Origin of the sequence: Serratia sp. 22264, from assembly GCF_052045345.1 — a bacterium.
In the GTDB taxonomy this organism is placed as follows: domain Bacteria; phylum Pseudomonadota; class Gammaproteobacteria; order Enterobacterales; family Enterobacteriaceae; genus Serratia; species Serratia plymuthica.
The window spans coordinates 118,193-134,533 of sequence record NZ_JBQEOY010000002.1 but is presented as its reverse complement, the minus strand read 5'-3'; the positions used below and the strand labels follow the sequence as shown (position 1 = coordinate 134,533).

Below are 16,341 nucleotides of genomic sequence, written 5' to 3'. Positions count from 1 at the left end.
GATGAGCCTGTTAACCGGATTTGAACAGCCGATAGAACAATCGCAGCACGCTTTCCGCCTGATTCTCAAGGCGTTAAGCGAACCCGGCCATACCGTCACGCTGCAAGGCGGCCCGGCCTGGGGCGCACTGAACGCGGCCAGCACCGCCGCGTTACTGACGCTGGCGGATCAGGAAACCCCGATCCAGCTGTGTGAAGCCTTTAAAAGTGAGCAAGTGCTAACAAACATACGCTTCCACAGCGGTGCGCCATTGGCGGCGCAGCCTGAAGAAGTCTGTTTTGCCCTGTTCGATACACAGTTGCAGGCCGCCGATTTGCTGGCGCTGCCGCACGGCAGTGAAATCTCGCCGGAATTCGGCGCTACGGTCATCGTGCAGCTCAATGGGCTGGAACAAGGCACCCCGCTGCGCCTGACCGGCCCCGGCATTGAGCGCCAACGCAATGTTTCACCGCAGTTGCCGCCGGCGCTGCTGGATTTTCTCATTAACCGCCCGCTGCGCTTTCCGCTGGGGCTGGATATTTTGCTGACCTGCGGCGATCGCCTGCTGGCGTTGCCGCGGACCACCCGCGTGGAGGTGTGCTGATGTACGTAGCCGTTAAAGGGGGCGAAAAAGCCATTGAGGCCGCCCATCAGTTACAGGAACAGCTGCGGCGCGGCGACGACAGCGTGCCGGCGCTCGGCATCCGGCAGATTGAACAACAGCTGGGGCTGGCGGTGGATCGGGTGATGACCGAAGGCGGCATTTACGATCCCGAACTGGCCGCGCTGGCCATCAAACAGGCGAGCGGCGATCTGGTCGAGGCGATTTTCCTGCTGCGCGCCTACCGCACCACCTTGCCGCGTCTGGCGGTCAGCGAACCGCTGGCGACCGAAAACATGCGGCTGGAACGCCGTATCTCGGCGGTTTATAAGGACTTGCCCGGCGGGCAGGTGCTGGGGCCAACCTACGATTACACCCACCGGCTGCTGGATTTTGCCCTGCTGGCGGAAGGTGAAGCACCGCGCGCGCCGCAGGCCGACGAACCGCTGCCGGAAAATTGCGCCCACGTGTTTGATTTGCTCAGCCAAGAACAGTTGGCACTGGCGGAACTGGACGACGGCAGCGTGCCGGACGACATCACCCGCAACCCACCGGTTTACCCTTGTTCACGCTCGGCGCGGCTGCAACAGCTGGTGCGCGGTGACGAAGGTTTCCTGCTGGCGCTGAGCTACTCCACCCAACGCGGCTACGGTCGTACCCACCCGTTCGCCGGTGAGATCCGTACTGGCTACGTTTCGCTGGAGATCGTGCCTGAAGAGCTGGGTTTCGCGGTAGATATCGGCGAAATTCTGCTGACCGAATGTGAAATGGTCAACGGCTTTGTCGACCCGGAAGACCGGCCGCCGCACTTCACCCGCGGTTATGGCCTGGTGTTTGGCCGCGCCGAGCGTAAAGCGATGAGCATGGCGCTGGTGGACCGCGCACTGCAAAGCCCCGAGTACCAGGAAGGCGTCGCCAGCCCGGCGCAAGATGAAGAGTTCGTGCTGGCCCATGCCGACAACGTCGAAGCCGCCGGCTTCGTTTCCCATCTCAAACTGCCGCACTACGTTGACTTCCAGGCCGAGCTGGAGCTGCTCAAGCGCCTGCGGCAGGAGTTCAGCGAGCGTCAGGAGGCCCGCAATGAGTGAAGTATTGACCGGCTATAACCTTGGCTATCTCGACGAGCAAACCAAACGCATGATCCGTCGCGCCATCCTCAAAGCCGTGGCAATCCCCGGCTACCAGGTGCCGTTCGGCGGCCGCGAGATGCCGATGCCTTACGGCTGGGGCACCGGCGGCATTCAGCTGACCGCCAGCGTGATTGGCCGCGCCGACGTGCTGAAGGTGATTGACCAGGGTGCCGACGACACCACCAACGCGGTGTCCATTCGCCGCTTCTTCCAGCGCGTTGCCGGGGTAGCCACCACCGAACGCACGCCGGAAGCCACGCTGATCCAGACCCGACACCGCATTCCGGAAACGGCGCTGCACGAAGACCAGATCCTGATTTATCAGGTGCCGATCCCGGAGCCGCTGCGCTTTATCGAACCGCGCGAAACCGAGACCCGCAAAATGCACGCGCTGGAAGAGTACGGCGTGATGCAGGTGAAGTTGTACGAGGACATTGCGCGCTACGGCCATATCGCCACCACCTACGCCTATCCGGTGAAGGTCAACGACCGTTACGTGATGGACCCTTCGCCGATCCCGAAATTCGACAACCCGAAAATGCACATGATGCCGGCGCTGCAACTGTTCGGCGCCGGGCGCGAGAAGCGCATCTACGCCCTGCCGCCGTTCACCAAGGTGGAAAGCCTGGACTTCGACGACCATCCGTTCAGCGTGCAAAAGTGGGACGAACCCTGCGCGCTGTGCGGCTCGCGCCACAGCTATCTGGATGAGGTGGTGCTCGACGACCAGGGCAACCGCATGTTCGTCTGCTCTGACACCGACTACTGCCGGCAGCAGCTGGCGCAACCTTCGCAAGAGGCGCAGCACTGATGATTTCCCAACCCCTGAGCACCACGCCGCTGTTGTCGGTGGCCAACCTCACCCATTTGTACGCGCCGGGCAAAGGTTTTAGCGACGTCTCTTTCGATATCTACCCCGGCGAAGTGCTGGGCATCGTCGGCGAATCCGGCTCCGGTAAAACCACGCTGCTGAAATCCATCTCCGCACGGCTGGCGCCGCAGCACGGGCAGATCCTCTATCGCCCACAGGCCGGGCAACAGCACGACCTGTACGCGATGGCGGAAAGCGATCGCCGCCGCCTGCTGCGCACCGACTGGGGCGTAGTGCATCAGCACCCGCTCGACGGGCTGCGGCCCAAAGTATCCGCCGGCGGCAATATCGGCGAACGGCTGATGGCCATCGGCCAGCGTCACTACGGCGACATCCGCCGCCAGGCTGCCCAGTGGTTGGAGGACGTGGAGATCCCGGTGTCGCGCCTTGACGATCTGCCGACCACCTTCTCCGGCGGCATGCAGCAGCGGCTGCAAATCGCCCGCAATCTGGTGACCCACCCGAAACTGGTATTTATGGACGAGCCGACCGGCGGGCTGGACGTCTCGGTGCAGGCACGGTTGCTCGATCTGCTGCGCAATCTGGTGGTGGAAATGCAGCTGGCGGCGGTGATCGTCACCCACGATCTGGGCGTGGCGCGCCTGCTGGCGCACCGGCTGCTGGTGATGAAAGAGGGCCAGGTGGTGGAAAGCGGCCTGACCGACCGGGTGCTGGACGATCCGCACCATCCTTATACCCAGTTGCTGGTTTCTTCGGTGCTGTCGTAACGCAAGGGGACAATAATGACGATTCAAATCCGGGTTGAACACCTGAGCAAAACCTTTGTGCTCCACCAACAGCACGGCACGCGCCTGCCGGTGCTGCATGACGCCAACATGACGGTCAGCAGCGGCGAATGCGTGGTGCTGCATGGCCACTCCGGCAGCGGTAAATCCACCCTGTTGCGCTCGCTGTACGCCAACTACCTGCCCGACAGCGGCCATATCTGGGTCAATCATCAGGGCGAATGGCTGGACATGGTGCAGGCCGAAGCGCGCCAGATCCTGGCGGTCCGCCGCCACACCCTCGGCTGGGTCAGCCAGTTTCTGCGGGTTATTCCGCGCATCAGCGCGCTGGACGTGGTGATGCAACCGCTGTTGGAACAGGGCGTTGACCGTGCCGAATGCCGCGAGCGTGCCGAGACGCTGCTCAACCAGCTCAACGTGCCGCAGCGCCTGTGGCAGTTGGCACCCTCGACCTTCTCCGGCGGTGAACAGCAGCGGGTGAATATCGCGCGCGGCTTTATTGTCGACTACCCGATTTTGCTGCTGGACGAACCGACCGCCTCACTCGACAGCCGCAACAGCGCGGCGGTGGTCGGCCTGATAGAACAGGCCAAGCAGCGCGGCGCAGCGATCGTCGGCATTTTCCATGACGAAGGCGTTCGCCAACAGGTCGCCGACCGGTTATACGACATGCAAGCGCCCCAGGCGCTGGAGATCTTCTGATGATCATCAATAACGTGAAACTGGTGCTGGCAGACCAGATTGTCGAGGGTTCGCTGGAGATTAACGACGGCGTGATCCGCAGCTTCGCCGATACGCCGAGCCAACTGCCGCAGGCGCTGAACGGTGAAGGCGGCTGGCTGCTGCCGGGGCTGATTGAGTTGCACACCGACAATCTGGACAAGTTTTTCACCCCGCGGCCCAACGTCGACTGGCCGGCGCATTCGGCAATGAGCAGCCATGATGCGCTGATGGTCGCCAACGGCATCACCACGGTGCTGGACGCGGTGGCGATCGGCGACGTGCGCGACGGCGGCCACCGGCTGGAGAACCTGCAAAAAATGATCGACGCGGTGATCCACAGCCAGCGCGCCGGGGTCAACCGCGCCGAGCATCGGCTGCACCTGCGCTGCGAGCTGCCGAACGAGAGCACCCTGTCACTGTTCGAGCAGTTGATGGACAAACCGGGGGTGTCGCTGGTGTCGCTGATGGACCATTCGCCGGGCCAGCGCCAGTTCGCCTCGCGTGAAAAATACCGTGAGTATTATCAGGGCAAATATCATCTCAATGACCAACAGATGAGCGAGTACGAAGAGCAGCAGATCGAGCTTTCCGCCCGCTGGGCCACGCCGAACCGCGAGGCGATCGCCGCCCACTGCCGGGCGCGTAAAATTTCCCTCGCCAGCCACGACGACGCCACCGCCGAACACGTGGCCGAGTCCTGCGCGCTGGGCAGCGCGATTGCCGAGTTCCCGACCACCGAGGACGCCGCCCGCGCCTCGCACCGGCAGGGGTTACAGGTCCTGATGGGCGCACCGAACATCGTGCGCGGCGGCTCCCATTCCGGCAACGTGGCGGCGCACCATCTGGCGGCGCTGGGGGTATTGGATATTTTGTCTTCCGACTATTACCCGGCCAGCCTGCTGGATGCGGCATTCCGCATCGCGGCCGACGAACGTAACGGCTACGGCCTGCCGCAGGCGGTACAGATGATCACCAGCAACCCGGCGAAGGCGCTGGATCTGCACGATCGCGGCGCCATCGCCGAGGGGCTGCGGGCGGATCTGGTGTTGGCGCGGCCGCACGGCGAGCACATCTACGTGCAGAACGTCTGGCGCCAGGGCAAGCAGGTGTTCTGATGGCGCAGCTTATCTACTTGATGGGGCCTTCCGGCTCCGGCAAAGACAGCCTGCTTGCGCAGCTTAGGGCCGATGCCGACAGTGCGCCGCTGGTGGCGCACCGTTATATCACCCGGCCGGCGGACGCCGGCTGCGAAAACCATATTGCGCTCAGCGAACCTGAGTTTCTGCGCCGCCGTGCCAAGGGATTGTTCGCTCTCGACTGGCAGGCGCACCAGCAGCATTACGCGTTTGGGATCGAAGTGGATCTTTGGCTGTTGCAGGGGATCGACGTGGTGGTCAACGGTTCGCGCGCCCATCTGCCGCAGGCGCAGCAGCGCTACGGTGCGCAGCTGTTGCCGGTCTGCCTGCAGGTCAGCACCGAAGTGCTGCGCCAACGCCTGCAAAACCGTGGGCGTGAAGACGCCGCGCAAATCGAACAACGGCTGGCGCGGGCGGCGGAGTACCAGCAAAGGCTGCCCGCCGGTTGCCGCCTGCTGGCGAACGATGGCGACCTGCAAGACACCCTGACGGCGCTGCTGGCGCTGTTACCGGCTTCAACCAAATACCCCCAGGACGCCACGCAATGAACGACTTTGCACAACCGAGAATCGGCGACAACGTGATCCTTAACCGCACCCGGCTCGGCCAGTACGTACATTTGGCCGACGATGCGATCCTCGAAGAGGTGGAAATGGGCGACTATTCTTATACCGCCGGGCACAACCAGATTTTTTACGCCACCCTCGGCAAGTTTGTGTCGATCGCCTCTTACGCACGCATCAATCCCGGCAACCACCCAACCTACCAGCGCATCGCCCAGCACCACTTCACCTACCGCGCTTCCGAGTACGGTCTGGGGGAAGATGACGAGGCTTTCTTCGACTGGCGGCGCGAGCACCACGTCACCGTCGGCCACGACGTGTGGATCGGCCATAACGCCATCCTGATGCCCGGCGTGAGCGTCGGCAACGGTGCGGTGATCGGCAGCGCGGCTGTGGTGACCAAAAACGTCGAGCCTTATGCGATCGTCGCCGGCGTGGCGGCTAAAAAGATCGGTATGCGCTTTGACGACGCCTTGATTGAACGCATCGAACGCAGCCAGTGGTGGCACTGGGATCATCAGATATTGCAGGAACGATTGGCGGATTTCCGCGATATCAACGCCTTTGCGGAGAAGTATCTTTAAGCGGGGAGGAAGTATGCAATTGACGTTTCTCGGCACCGGCGGTGCCCAGCAGATCCCGGTTTTCGGTTGCGATTGCCTGGTGTGCCAGCGGGCGCGGCGCGAACCGGCATTCCGGCGGCGGCCATGCAGTGCGATGCTCAAATTTCAGGGGGAAACGACCTTGCTGGATGCGGGATTGCCGTCGCTGGAACGGCGCTTTTCGGCGGGGGAAATTCAACGTTTTTTACTGACACATTACCACATGGATCACGTTCAGGGGTTATTTCCTTTGCGCTGGGGGTGCGGAAATTTCATTCCAGTGTACGGCCCGGCGGATGAACAAGGCTGTGACGATCTGTTTAAACACCCCGGTATTCTGGCGTTTCAACCGCCGTTAACCCCCTTCGAAAGGGTTGAACTGGGTGGGCTGCATATCACCCCGCTGCCGTTGCAACATTCCAAACCGACGCTGGGTTATCTGGTCCAGGCAGAAGGCTACGCGCTGGCCTATCTGACCGATACCGTCGGCCTGCCGCCGGACACCGAGGCTTTCCTGCGCAATATAACGCTGGATCTGCTGGTGCTCGACTGCAGCCTGCCGCCACAACCCCAGGCGCCGCGCAATCATAACGATCTGACCCGCGCTCAGGAGACACAACAACGTTTGCAGCCCGGCCGCACGCTGCTGACGCATATCAGCCATCATCTCGATTTATGGCTGATGGACAACGAACTGCCGCCGGGCATGGAACTGGCTTTCGATAATCTCAGTGTACGTTGCCATAGCGATGCAGTTGGTCGGACTCCAGCACCGTAACGCCGCTGCCGGGGCTGAACGCCTGCTCCAGCAGGGTCTGCGCCACGTCTTTGGCGGCAACCGAGCGCCACTTGCCCGGTAGCAGTTTGAACAGCGGCGCGGTGAGCCGCTCCAGTAAACGCGGCGACGGGCGATTGCCCAACAGCATCGACGGCCGCACCAGCGTCAGGCGCGGCCAGTTCTGCTCGCGCAGCGCCTGTTCCATTTCGCCTTTGGTGCGGTTGTAGAGGAATGACGAACGCGGGTTAGCCCCCACGGCGCTGACGACCAGACAATGCTGCGCCCCCAACCGCCGCCCGGTCAGCGCGCTTTCGACGACTAACTGATAGTCGACATAGCGGAAATTGGCATCGCTGCCGGCCGCTTTACGGGTAGTGCCCAGGCAGCAGAAAATAATATCGACGGGTTGCTGCAGGCCACTCAGCAACGCGAACAGATCCTCGCCCACCGGGTTATCTGTTTTTTCGTTTGCAGGCAGCGGTTGGCGCGTCGGCGCCACAATCGCCGTCACCTGCGGATCGCCCTGCAACTGTTGCAACAGCTCGCTGCCCACCAGCCCGGTGGCTCCTACGATTAATGCCCGTGCCATGCGCTTCCCCATGCCGATTGATGACTCTGAAAAAGTATAGTGTGTTGCGTTCAGGCCCGCGTCCAATGCAGTTTCTTACCAAATCCAAGGGTGTTGTCGGTCATCTTCACTTCCTGCAAATTCAGCTGCCACACCGGCGCTTTCATCATTTTGGCAATCGGGAAACGCTTGCAGTAACGGGCGCGCGCCAGCGCCTCTTCATCGCCGCTCAGCATCACCGCCTCGGCGCGGTACTGCACGCCGCGGATCAGCGCGATGGTCTTTGGCTTTGGCGCAATAGTGCCTGCCACACGGGCATTTTGCAGCATCAGCTCGCCGTGGCGGGTGTGGGTTTCGGTCATCAACCACAACGCCATCTGCTCGGCGTCAAACACGTAAAAACAGTTGGCGCACCACATGTCCAGGCCGTTGCCGGCGCACAGCGTCAGCACATGCTGCTTGCCGAGGAAATGGCGGATATGTTCCAGATCTGTATCCATTTACGTTCCTTAAACCTATTAAAACTGCCTGTGCGGCAGTGCACGACTAGCTGCTTTTCGTGTCTTATGTCGATTTTCTAAGCTGCCTGTACGGCAGTGAACCGTTCCTGCGCGGAACCAGGTACCCCATTGAATTTCTAAGCTGCCTGTACGGCAGTGCACGCTACCTGTACGGCAGTGAACTTCCATCTAACGTTTCTAAGCTGCCTGTACGGCAGTGCACCGTTGAAGATTAGCGCTAATCCGCTGATTATTGAAGAGTAACACCAGGATTCCCCCAAAGAGGCTTTTTTAAGTCTGCCCATTCAACATGTTTAAAATCAACAAGTTAAATCATGTCGAAAAAAAAAGGGTTCAGCGGCAGCCTGACGTTGCCTATAGTAACGCTCAACTCTCAACTGGGACCCAATGATGGACATTCCAACCTGGCACCTCTATATGCTGCGTTTGCCGAATGGCATGCTGTATACCGGCATCACCACCGACGTAGCGCGGCGGCTGGCGCAGCATCAGGCGGGCAAAGGCGCCAAGGCGTTACGGGGAAAGGGGGAACTGACTCTGGCGTTTCACTGCCGGGTGGGGGATCGCTCGACGGCGCTGAGGCTGGAATATCGGGTAAAGCAGCTGAGCAAAATACAAAAAGAGCGATTGGTTAGTCACCCGCCGCCCTCATTGGATTATTTACTGCCGAGCGCTGAGGTTAAAGCCGGTTAAACGGCTCGGAATATTCCACCGCCCCGCTCACGTCGTTCAGCGCGTCTTCCGCCAGCGGATAAACCTGGAACGCGGCTTCAGCACCCGGCCAGCGGCAATGCAAGCCATAGGCAGCGGCCGGTTTAAAGCCGAAACGGCCGTAGTAAGCCGGATCGCCCAGCACCACCACGGCGGCGTAACTGAACTCGTTCAGGGAATCCAGCCCTTCGTAAATCAGCTTTTCGCCCAGCCCCTGGCGACGCAGGCTTTCATCCACCGCCAGCGGCGCCAGGCCGACCCACTGCCGGTCTTCTCCGGCGACATCAACCGGGCTGAACGCGGCATACCCCACCACGCCGCCTTCGTCGTCGGTGGCGACAATGCCCAGGGTCAGCAGGCCGTCTTCGCGCAGTTGCTGCACCAGATCGGCCTCGTCATCTCGCCCAAAGGCGCGGCGCAGCAGGGCATCAATCCCCGCCGCGTCTACCGGAATTTCTACGCGGATCAGCATGCTACCGGCACACGGGAAGTCTGCACCGTGCCCTCCTGCAATCCTGCTTCCACAAATTCAGCCAGTTGCAGCAGGCCAATGCGCAACGGCGCAGGCATGGCTTCCAGCTCGATGGCGTCCATCAGATTTTTTACATACAGGCCCAATTCGGTGTCCCCTTCAATCTGCAGCCGACGCTGAAAGAACAGCGTATCGGGATCTTGCTTACGCGCTGCGATCAGAATCAGATCGTTGGCGTCGCCGCTGAAGCTGACATCAGCTTCGGCGTGGTGGCTGACAACCAGTTTGTCGTTTTCTACCGTCATAAACCAGTGTAGCGCCAGATCGCGAACTTCGATCTTCAACCAGCGCGATTCGAGAAAAGCCAAATCGCCATCCGCCAGCGCCTGACGGAATTGCCAGCCCAGCACCTGTTCCAGAAGCTGCCGCTGCAAAGCAAACGGCGTGAATTTTAGCGGAACGCGCAGCAGCGACGGCCCTTGGCGCACAATGCGTGCTCGTAGTTGTTCCAACACTGTCGTTCACTCCTTTCAACACAGACTAGCGCTATTTTGCCACATCGGCGCGTACCTGAAGCGGTCTATATCAACAAATAGTGCATTTGGCCGCCAGCTTTATCAATACGCCAGAAGCTGCCTCAAATCAAAACCTGTTCGCCGCGCTTTCACTAAAATTGCTTCCCCGATGGGCGCTTGCCGGTTGAATACCGCCGCCGACAGCCCTTGTTAACCAGGATAAATCTATGGAGCTGCTTTGTCCCGCCGGTAACCTTCCGGCCCTGAAAGCCGCGGTGGATAACGGCGCAGACGCCGTGTACATCGGCCTGAAAGACGATACCAACGCGCGCCACTTTGCCGGCCTCAACTTCACCGAGAAAAAGCTGCAGGAAGCGGTCGAGTATGTGCACCGGCACCGCCGCAAACTGCATATCGCCATCAACACCTTCGCCCACCCGGACGGCTATGGCCGCTGGCAACGGGCGGTGGACATGGCGGCGCAACTGGGTGCGGACGTGCTGATCCTGGCCGATTTGGCGATGCTGGAATACGCTGCCGAGCGTTATCCGCAGTTGGAACGCCATGTCTCTGTACAGGCTTCCGCCACCAACGAAGAGGCGATCCGTTTCTATCAGCGCCATTTCGACGTCAGCCGGGTCGTGCTGCCGCGCGTGCTGTCGATGCATCAAGTCAAACAGCTGGCGCGCACCAGCCCGGTGCCGCTGGAGGTGTTCGCTTTCGGTAGCCTGTGCATCATGGCCGAAGGGCGCTGTTATCTCTCTTCCTACCTGACCGGTGAATCGCCGAATACCGTCGGCGCCTGCTCCCCCGCGCGCTACGTGCGCTGGCAGAAAACCGCACAGGGCATGGAGTCGCGTCTGAACGACGTGCTGATCGACCGTTATCGGGACGATGAAAACGCCAGCTATCCGACGCTGTGCAAAGGACGTTATCGGGTGGACGGCGTGCGCTATCACGCGCTGGAAGAGCCCACCAGCCTGAACACGCTGGAGCTGTTGCCGGAATTGCTGGCCGCCAATATCGCTTCGGTGAAGATTGAAGGGCGCCAGCGCAGCCCGGCCTATGTCAGCCAGGTGGCGCGCATCTGGCGCCAGGCGATAGACCGCTGCCAGGCCGACCCGGCCACCTACCGGGCAGACGCAGGCTGGATGGAGGCCCTAGGCGCGATGTCCGAAGGCACGCAGACCACGCTCGGCGCCTATCACCGCAAATGGCAGTAGCAGGAGAGACCATGAAATACGCATTAGGCTCGGTGCTGTACTACTGGCCGAAAACCGAGATTGAGGAGTTCTACCGGCAGGCGGTGAACAGCAGCGCGGAGATTATTTACCTCGGCGAGAGCGTCTGCACCAAGCGGCGCGAAATGAAGGTGGGCGACTGGCTGACGCTGGCGCAGGAGATCGCCCGCAGCGGCAAGCAGGTGGTGATTTCCACGCTGGCGTTGCTGCAAGCGCCGTCGGAGCTGAACGAACTGAAACGCTATGTGGAGAACGGCGAGTTTCTGATTGAAGCCAACGATCTGGGCACGGTGAACATGGCGGCGGAGCGTGGCCTGCCGTTCGTCGCCGGGCATGCGCTCAACTGCTACAACGCCTATACCTTGCGCCTGCTGCACCGCCAGGGCATGGTTCGCTGGTGCATGCCGGTCGAGCTTTCGCGCGACTGGCTGGCCAATCTGCTGGCGCAATGCGACGAGCTGGGTTTCCGCCATCAGTTCGAAGTGGAAGTCTTGAGTTATGGCCACCTGCCGCTGGCCTATTCGGCACGCTGCTTCACCGCTCGCTCGGAGAACCGTGGCAAGGACGAATGCGAAACCTGCTGCATCCACTACCCGCAGGGGCGGATGATGCGTTCGCAGGAAGAACAGCAGGTGTTTGTGCTCAACGGCATCCAGACGATGAGCGGCTACTGCTATAACCTCGGCAATGAGTTGCCAAGCATGCAAGGGCTGGTGGACATCGTACGCCTTTCGCCGCAGAGCGCAGAAACGCTGGCGCTGATCGATAACTTCCGCGCTAACGAGCAAGGCGCGCAACCGCTGGTTTTGGCCGATAAAGCCGACTGCAACGGCTACTGGCGACGGGTTGCGGGGTTGGAGCTGGTGCAGTAGCGGGATAAATCAAAGGGATGCCGGCAACTTTTCTGCTGCCGGCATCTTATTGCTTCTCGTTAAATCGCATTACTTTCCATTGTACCAATGATAAAAACTCACGCACATCAGGCAAAAACTTCTGACGCCCAACCCCATAAAAACAGCAATAGCCGCATTCGCTAAGTGTTCTCTTGGAGAACCAGCGAGTAATAGCGGGTGATAAAGCAACTGCATGGTTATCATCAGCCCGATAAAAGTAGCAAAAGACTTGGCGAGCTTACCTGGCCCCATAGTCAGCACCTATTCTTAAAACTTTAAAAGTAATATAAATGAGTAATTACCAGCGGCACTGACCATTTACGCTATTAGCGTTTCTATTGCCATCCAATGCCCCTTTATTATCACTGTTATTCTTTGACTGACTATTTCTATCACAACCAACAATCCCGGTTAAGGCGCCAGCGAAAGCCATACCAAGCATCCCAGGCGGGCCGCCAGGCATACCCGTAAACGCCCCAATAATCATGTAGGCACCTGTTTTGTTTGCGCAGGTGTCAGGCGCACCGCGGTCGGTTCTGTCACGGTCACCGCCGTTATTTCCATCCCCGCAACCGCCAATCAGCTTCATTTCGTCCAACGTCAATTCCCTTATTGTTGACATAGTAATATTCCCTTTAATAGAGTGTTTTATTTATTCGACTAATGCGACAGTAAATCAACCAGTCATAAAAAACATCAACCGTCCAATAAAACAACATCTACCGATAAATAAGAAAAAAATCAACAACAATAAAAAACAAAACCATCAAGAAAAAATAATAATAACGTGTTTATTTTAATTGTTTATTTAAAAATAACGAGTAATAAAAAATAAAGGCGCCATATGCGGCGCCTGGCTCAATCAGGACTCCCGTCGCTTGCGAAACAGGCTGCGCAGCGCCACGCTGTTGCGCAGAAAGCCCACGCAGACACCCAGCAGGGTATAAATAATCCCCAGGACCAGCAGCATCACCACATCGCCCCACACTTCGTTAAGCGACAGCCCCATCTGGTTAACCCCGGCTATCGCCTTGGTGGCCCAGGTGGAGGGGATGCAATAGGAAATGGTTCGCACCCAGCCCGGCATCGCCTGCAGCGGCCAGATGGTGCCGGAGAGGTAGAATATCGGCGTGGTGATAAACGCCAGCGTCAGGTAGATCATCTCGACGCTGCGCAGGCACTCGGTCACCAGCTTGCCCAACCCCAGCACCGCCAGCAGGAACGGGAAGGTCAGCAGCAGAATTTCCGGGATGCCCGCCGTCTGGCGGTAGCCCAGCACCCACGGCCACAGCACAAACAGCACGATCGACAGGAATAACCAGATCGGCAGCAGCGCCGTCAGCCCGCCCAGATGCGCCGCCAACGGTGCTTTACCGCCCGGCGTACTCTTCATGGCGATGCTGACGCGTATGCAGGCGATCAACAACGAGTGCTGCAACAGCATGACCAGCAGGCCGGGGAAGATGATTGCCGCAAAGCTGATGCCGGGGTTGAACACGTCCAGCGTCTGCCCCACGATCGGCGTCAGGATCACCTGCGCCTGGCGTTCGCTGAAACCGCTGCGCAGCAGCAGCCCGTTGTTGTACTGGCTCAACAGTTGTTGATAAGCCGCCACCACGTCCTGCTGGATCTGGCCGTTGGCCAAGCGGTTGGTCGCGTCGCCGTACACCGGCACCACGATATTCTGCCCGCTCAGGATCTTCTTCTCCAGATCCACCGGCATGATGATCACCGCAAACAGCTTGCGCCAGCCGAGGTCTCGCTGGGCCTGCTCCTGGCTGTCGTAGGTCTGGATCGCGATTTTCGAGGTGGCGTCCAGTTGGCGGATCAACTGGCGGCTGGCGGTGCTATGGTCCTGATCGACCACGCCGACCGGCAGATCCCACACCGTGCGGTTGGCATACACCATGCTCATGATGCACAACGACAGGAGCAGCATCAGCCACATCGGCCGTTCCAGCATGCCAAGCAGCACCCGGACAAAGGTTTGCCAATAGATCTTCATCCCGCGCCCCCTTCCTTCAACAACCGCTGCAACAGGCGGTTACGCACCAGCAACGCGGTAACCAGCGGATAGACCGCCAGCAGCGCACAGACGCTGAAGATGGCACTGGCCGGCACCTGCCGCAGGAACACGTCGAACATGGCGTACAGCGCATGGGTCAGCGGCTCGATATTGGAGATAATCCGCGCCGGCAGCGGCATCGACAGCTCCGGCACCGCCATGCCCGAGAAGGTCAACGCGATACTCACCAGGATACCGATCAGGCTGTAGGCGGTGATGGTGCTGCCGGTAAAGGTAAACAGCAGCAGGCCGACGCTCTGCGCCGCCATCACGTAGAAAAAGGCGATCATCAGCATAAACAAGGGATTGCCGCTGACGCGGGCGTCAAAAATCCCCACCAGCGCCGCGATCTCCACCATCAGCAGGCTGGTGAAACACAGGGTGTAAGGCGCCAGTTTACCGAGCAGCGCCAGGCTGAACGGCCTGGCCTTCAACAACGACTTGCTGCGCGCCAGCACGTAAATCATGCAGGTCACCACAAACAGCTGCAGCAGGTGAATGGTGGCCGCGAACTGCTGATAATAAATATAGCTGCCGCTGGCGTTGAACAAACTGCCGTACGACAGCGTGACGTCCGCCAGCGGCGGCAGCGTTTTGCCCATCTCGCCGGCGATGATGCTGCGGGTACTGGCGTTGATTTCAGTCATCAGGCCGCTGAAATCCTGAGTGGAATACAGCCCGGCGCCGTAAAACAGCGCGTTGTAATACATCACCACGCTCGGCTGCTTGCCCGCCAGCGCGTTGGCCTCGAAATCCGGCGGGATGTAAAGCAGCGCATAATCCTGCGCGCTGCGCAGGCGGTGCAGCGATTCATCCAGCCCGCCATCGTAGGCTTCGACATGGGCATGGGAGCCGGCATCCAGCTTGCGGGTCAGCGATTTGGACAGAGAGCTGTGATCGCTATCCACCACCGATACCGGCAAATCGAGCAAGGTGCCTTCCGAGAAGTTGCTGCTGATCAGGCCAAACAGCATCAGCGGGAAGATCCAACTTAGCCAGTGCACCACCGGGCTGCGAAAGGCGATGCGGCACTCGTTGTCGAACGCGTGGCTGAAGCAGCGCCAACCGGCCTTTACTCTTTCCATAGCCATAGGCTGCTCATCCCCGGACGCAGACCGTCCACCGGCTGTGACGGATACAGGCGCACTTCAAAGGTTTTCAGATCGAAGTCACCGGTGGCGCGGGTGGCGCGTTTGGTGGCGTAATCGCCCAGCGGCGCGATGTAGCGCACCTCCGCCTCAATCATTTTGTTCTGCAGCGCCGGCACCCGCATTTGAATCTTATCGCCTTTGCGTACGTGAGCCAGAATGTCTTCGCGCAGGTTAAACACGAAGTAGGCATCCGGTACGCGGATCAGCGTCACCAGCGGGCTACCGGCATTCAGCAGTTCCCCCACTTCCGCCGGGATCGGCCCCACTTCGCCGTCCACCGGCGCTAAAACCCGCAGATCGTCGGTTTGGGCTTTCACTTCCAGCAGGTTCTCTTCCGCCGCCCGCAGCGCCGCGGCGTATTGCTGCCGCAGTTCGATACGGTCGCCGTTGACGCCTTCGTCCAGATTGGCCTTGGCGGCCTGAACCTGTTGGAAAGCGGTATCGCGCGAACGACGCGAGCTGTCCAGTTCGGACTTCGAGATATAGCCTTTGCCGGCGATACTCAGGTTGCGATTGTAATCATTCTGCGCATTGCGGTATTCCGCCTCGGCCTGCGCCAGGCTGGCGCGCAGATTGCGGATGCTCTCTTCACGCGTGCCATGCAGCGACTGCTCAAGCTGCGCTTTGGCCTCATCGCGCGTCGCCTGTGCGGACCGCAACTGCGCCATCAATTCCGGGCTGTCGAGCTGAATCATCGCCTGCCCGCCCTTTACGTCATCGCCGCGCTCCACCAGCCGCTCGATCACGCGCCCCTTGGCTTTGGAAGCCACAATCACTTCCGGCGCATCCACCTCGCCCTGCAACAGCAGATCCTGATTATGCGCGCGGAACAATATCGCCAGAGCGATCGCCACCACCATCAACAACAGGGTAAACAGCGTCTTTTTTTTCATTATTCAGGCTCCCGGAACGGTAAGCGGCAGGTGGGGATCATCACGTCCATATTTAATACACTCTAAAAAGGCCATTCTTCTCATAAGGATATCACAAGCACATATATCCTCTTTTATATCCCTAAATTGGATTATGCTTTTAACGCTAAAGCACATTCGACTTTGTAGTTTGCAGACTCCTG

General features: G+C 59.8%; 21 protein-coding genes. 12 read left to right on the top strand and 9 right to left on the bottom strand.

Annotation, left to right across the window (positions count from 1 at the left end; genetic code table 11):
* Position 1: 1 nt before the first annotated feature.
* The 9 genes from phnH to phnP are packed head-to-tail and all read left to right on the top strand — an operon-like array spanning position 2 to position 7,129.
* Positions 2 to 583, top strand: coding sequence for a phosphonate C-P lyase system protein PhnH (phnH, locus tag ACTJJ1_RS11600; RefSeq protein WP_122289472.1), 582 nt, complete (start codon positions 2 to 4; stop codon positions 581 to 583).
* The gene (locus ACTJJ1_RS11595; RefSeq protein WP_241921388.1) at positions 583 to 1,668 is read left to right on the top strand and encodes a carbon-phosphorus lyase complex subunit PhnI; all 1,086 of its coding nucleotides are present in this window, start codon (positions 583 to 585) and stop codon (positions 1,666 to 1,668) included. The genes phnH and ACTJJ1_RS11595 overlap by 1 nt, the downstream gene beginning before the upstream one ends.
* On the top strand, positions 1,661 to 2,521 hold the full coding sequence (locus tag ACTJJ1_RS11590; RefSeq protein WP_004952938.1) for an alpha-D-ribose 1-methylphosphonate 5-phosphate C-P-lyase PhnJ: 861 nt from the start codon (positions 1,661 to 1,663) through the stop codon (positions 2,519 to 2,521). Before ACTJJ1_RS11595 ends, ACTJJ1_RS11590 begins: the two co-directional genes overlap by 8 nt.
* Positions 2,521 to 3,309 carry a phosphonate C-P lyase system protein PhnK gene (gene phnK, locus ACTJJ1_RS11585; protein WP_004952936.1) on the top strand — a complete coding sequence of 263 codons (789 nt, stop codon included), beginning with the start codon at positions 2,521 to 2,523 and terminating at the stop codon, positions 3,307 to 3,309. The genes ACTJJ1_RS11590 and phnK overlap by 1 nt, the downstream gene beginning before the upstream one ends.
* Positions 3,310 to 3,324: 15 nt before the next feature.
* Positions 3,325 to 4,029, top strand: coding sequence for a phosphonate C-P lyase system protein PhnL (gene phnL / locus ACTJJ1_RS11580; RefSeq protein ID WP_004952934.1), 705 nt, complete (start codon positions 3,325 to 3,327; stop codon positions 4,027 to 4,029).
* The gene (gene phnM, locus ACTJJ1_RS11575) at positions 4,029 to 5,165 is read left to right on the top strand and encodes an alpha-D-ribose 1-methylphosphonate 5-triphosphate diphosphatase (protein WP_440833739.1); all 1,137 of its coding nucleotides are present in this window, start codon (positions 4,029 to 4,031) and stop codon (positions 5,163 to 5,165) included. Before phnL ends, phnM begins: the two co-directional genes overlap by 1 nt.
* Positions 5,165 to 5,734, top strand: a complete 570-nt coding sequence (gene phnN / locus ACTJJ1_RS11570) for a ribose 1,5-bisphosphokinase (protein ID WP_004952929.1) — start codon at positions 5,165 to 5,167, stop codon at positions 5,732 to 5,734. Before phnM ends, phnN begins: the two co-directional genes overlap by 1 nt.
* Positions 5,731 to 6,333, top strand: coding sequence for a DapH/DapD/GlmU-related protein (locus ACTJJ1_RS11565; RefSeq protein WP_062791101.1), 603 nt, complete (start codon positions 5,731 to 5,733; stop codon positions 6,331 to 6,333). Before phnN ends, ACTJJ1_RS11565 begins: the two co-directional genes overlap by 4 nt.
* A 13-nt stretch (positions 6,334 to 6,346) precedes the next feature.
* Positions 6,347 to 7,129 carry a phosphonate metabolism protein PhnP gene (phnP, locus tag ACTJJ1_RS11560; protein ID WP_004952921.1) on the top strand — a complete coding sequence of 261 codons (783 nt, stop codon included), beginning with the start codon at positions 6,347 to 6,349 and terminating at the stop codon, positions 7,127 to 7,129.
* On the opposite strand, the gene ACTJJ1_RS11555 is transcribed toward phnP, so the two are convergent.
* Both ACTJJ1_RS11555 and ACTJJ1_RS11550 read right to left on the bottom strand, forming a co-directional pair.
* The gene (locus ACTJJ1_RS11555; RefSeq protein ID WP_440833736.1) at positions 7,080 to 7,718 is read right to left on the bottom strand and encodes an NAD(P)H-binding protein; all 639 of its coding nucleotides are present in this window, start codon (positions 7,716 to 7,718) and stop codon (positions 7,080 to 7,082) included. The two genes, phnP and ACTJJ1_RS11555, sit on opposite strands and share 50 nt — an antisense overlap.
* Positions 7,719 to 7,768: 50 nt before the next feature.
* The gene (locus tag ACTJJ1_RS11550) at positions 7,769 to 8,197 is read right to left on the bottom strand and encodes a YhbP family protein (protein ID WP_202291421.1); all 429 of its coding nucleotides are present in this window, start codon (positions 8,195 to 8,197) and stop codon (positions 7,769 to 7,771) included.
* 411 nt (positions 8,198 to 8,608) lie between these two features.
* Between ACTJJ1_RS11550 and ACTJJ1_RS11545 the strand changes: the two genes are divergently transcribed.
* A complete protein-coding gene (locus ACTJJ1_RS11545; protein WP_041416704.1) occupies positions 8,609 to 8,911 on the top strand; it encodes a GIY-YIG nuclease family protein in 303 nt (100 codons plus the stop codon).
* Here the strand turns inward: ACTJJ1_RS11545 and ACTJJ1_RS11540 are convergent.
* Entirely contained in the window at positions 8,898 to 9,401 is a 504-nt protein-coding gene (locus tag ACTJJ1_RS11540; RefSeq protein WP_006323293.1) for a GNAT family N-acetyltransferase, read from the bottom strand. The two genes, ACTJJ1_RS11545 and ACTJJ1_RS11540, sit on opposite strands and share 14 nt — an antisense overlap.
* The gene (ubiT, locus tag ACTJJ1_RS11535) at positions 9,395 to 9,916 is read right to left on the bottom strand and encodes a ubiquinone anaerobic biosynthesis accessory factor UbiT (RefSeq protein WP_004952907.1); all 522 of its coding nucleotides are present in this window, start codon (positions 9,914 to 9,916) and stop codon (positions 9,395 to 9,397) included. Before ubiT ends, ACTJJ1_RS11540 begins: the two co-directional genes overlap by 7 nt.
* A gap of 227 nt (positions 9,917 to 10,143) precedes the next feature.
* On the opposite strand from ubiT, the gene ubiU reads away from it, so the two are divergent.
* Positions 10,144 to 11,139: a ubiquinone anaerobic biosynthesis protein UbiU gene (gene ubiU / locus ACTJJ1_RS11530; RefSeq protein ID WP_062791111.1), complete on the top strand. Its 996-nt coding sequence runs from the start codon at positions 10,144 to 10,146 to the stop codon at positions 11,137 to 11,139.
* Positions 11,140 to 11,150: 11 nt separating this feature from the next.
* On the top strand, positions 11,151 to 12,029 hold the full coding sequence (locus tag ACTJJ1_RS11525; protein WP_004952900.1) for a U32 family peptidase: 879 nt from the start codon (positions 11,151 to 11,153) through the stop codon (positions 12,027 to 12,029).
* 69 nt (positions 12,030 to 12,098) lie between these two features.
* Here the strand turns inward: ACTJJ1_RS11525 and ACTJJ1_RS11520 are convergent, their stop codons facing one another.
* The 5 genes from ACTJJ1_RS11520 to ACTJJ1_RS11500 form a co-directional block, all read right to left on the bottom strand.
* Positions 12,099 to 12,302 (bottom strand): hypothetical protein, encoded by a 204-nt coding sequence (locus ACTJJ1_RS11520; protein WP_122289479.1) that lies wholly within the window; start codon positions 12,300 to 12,302, stop codon positions 12,099 to 12,101.
* Positions 12,303 to 12,348: 46 nt separating this feature from the next.
* Positions 12,349 to 12,672, bottom strand: coding sequence for a hypothetical protein (locus ACTJJ1_RS11515; RefSeq protein WP_440833732.1), 324 nt, complete (start codon positions 12,670 to 12,672; stop codon positions 12,349 to 12,351).
* 240 nt (positions 12,673 to 12,912) lie between these two features.
* Positions 12,913 to 14,055, bottom strand: a complete 1,143-nt coding sequence (locus ACTJJ1_RS11510) for an ABC transporter permease (protein ID WP_409443618.1) — start codon at positions 14,053 to 14,055, stop codon at positions 12,913 to 12,915.
* On the bottom strand, positions 14,052 to 15,206 hold the full coding sequence (locus tag ACTJJ1_RS11505) for an ABC transporter permease (protein WP_006323277.1): 1,155 nt from the start codon (positions 15,204 to 15,206) through the stop codon (positions 14,052 to 14,054). The genes ACTJJ1_RS11510 and ACTJJ1_RS11505 overlap by 4 nt, the downstream gene beginning before the upstream one ends.
* Positions 15,188 to 16,159, bottom strand: coding sequence for an HlyD family secretion protein (locus ACTJJ1_RS11500; protein ID WP_004952888.1), 972 nt, complete (start codon positions 16,157 to 16,159; stop codon positions 15,188 to 15,190). Before ACTJJ1_RS11500 ends, ACTJJ1_RS11505 begins: the two co-directional genes overlap by 19 nt.
* Between the last annotated feature and the right edge of the window lie 182 nt (positions 16,160 to 16,341).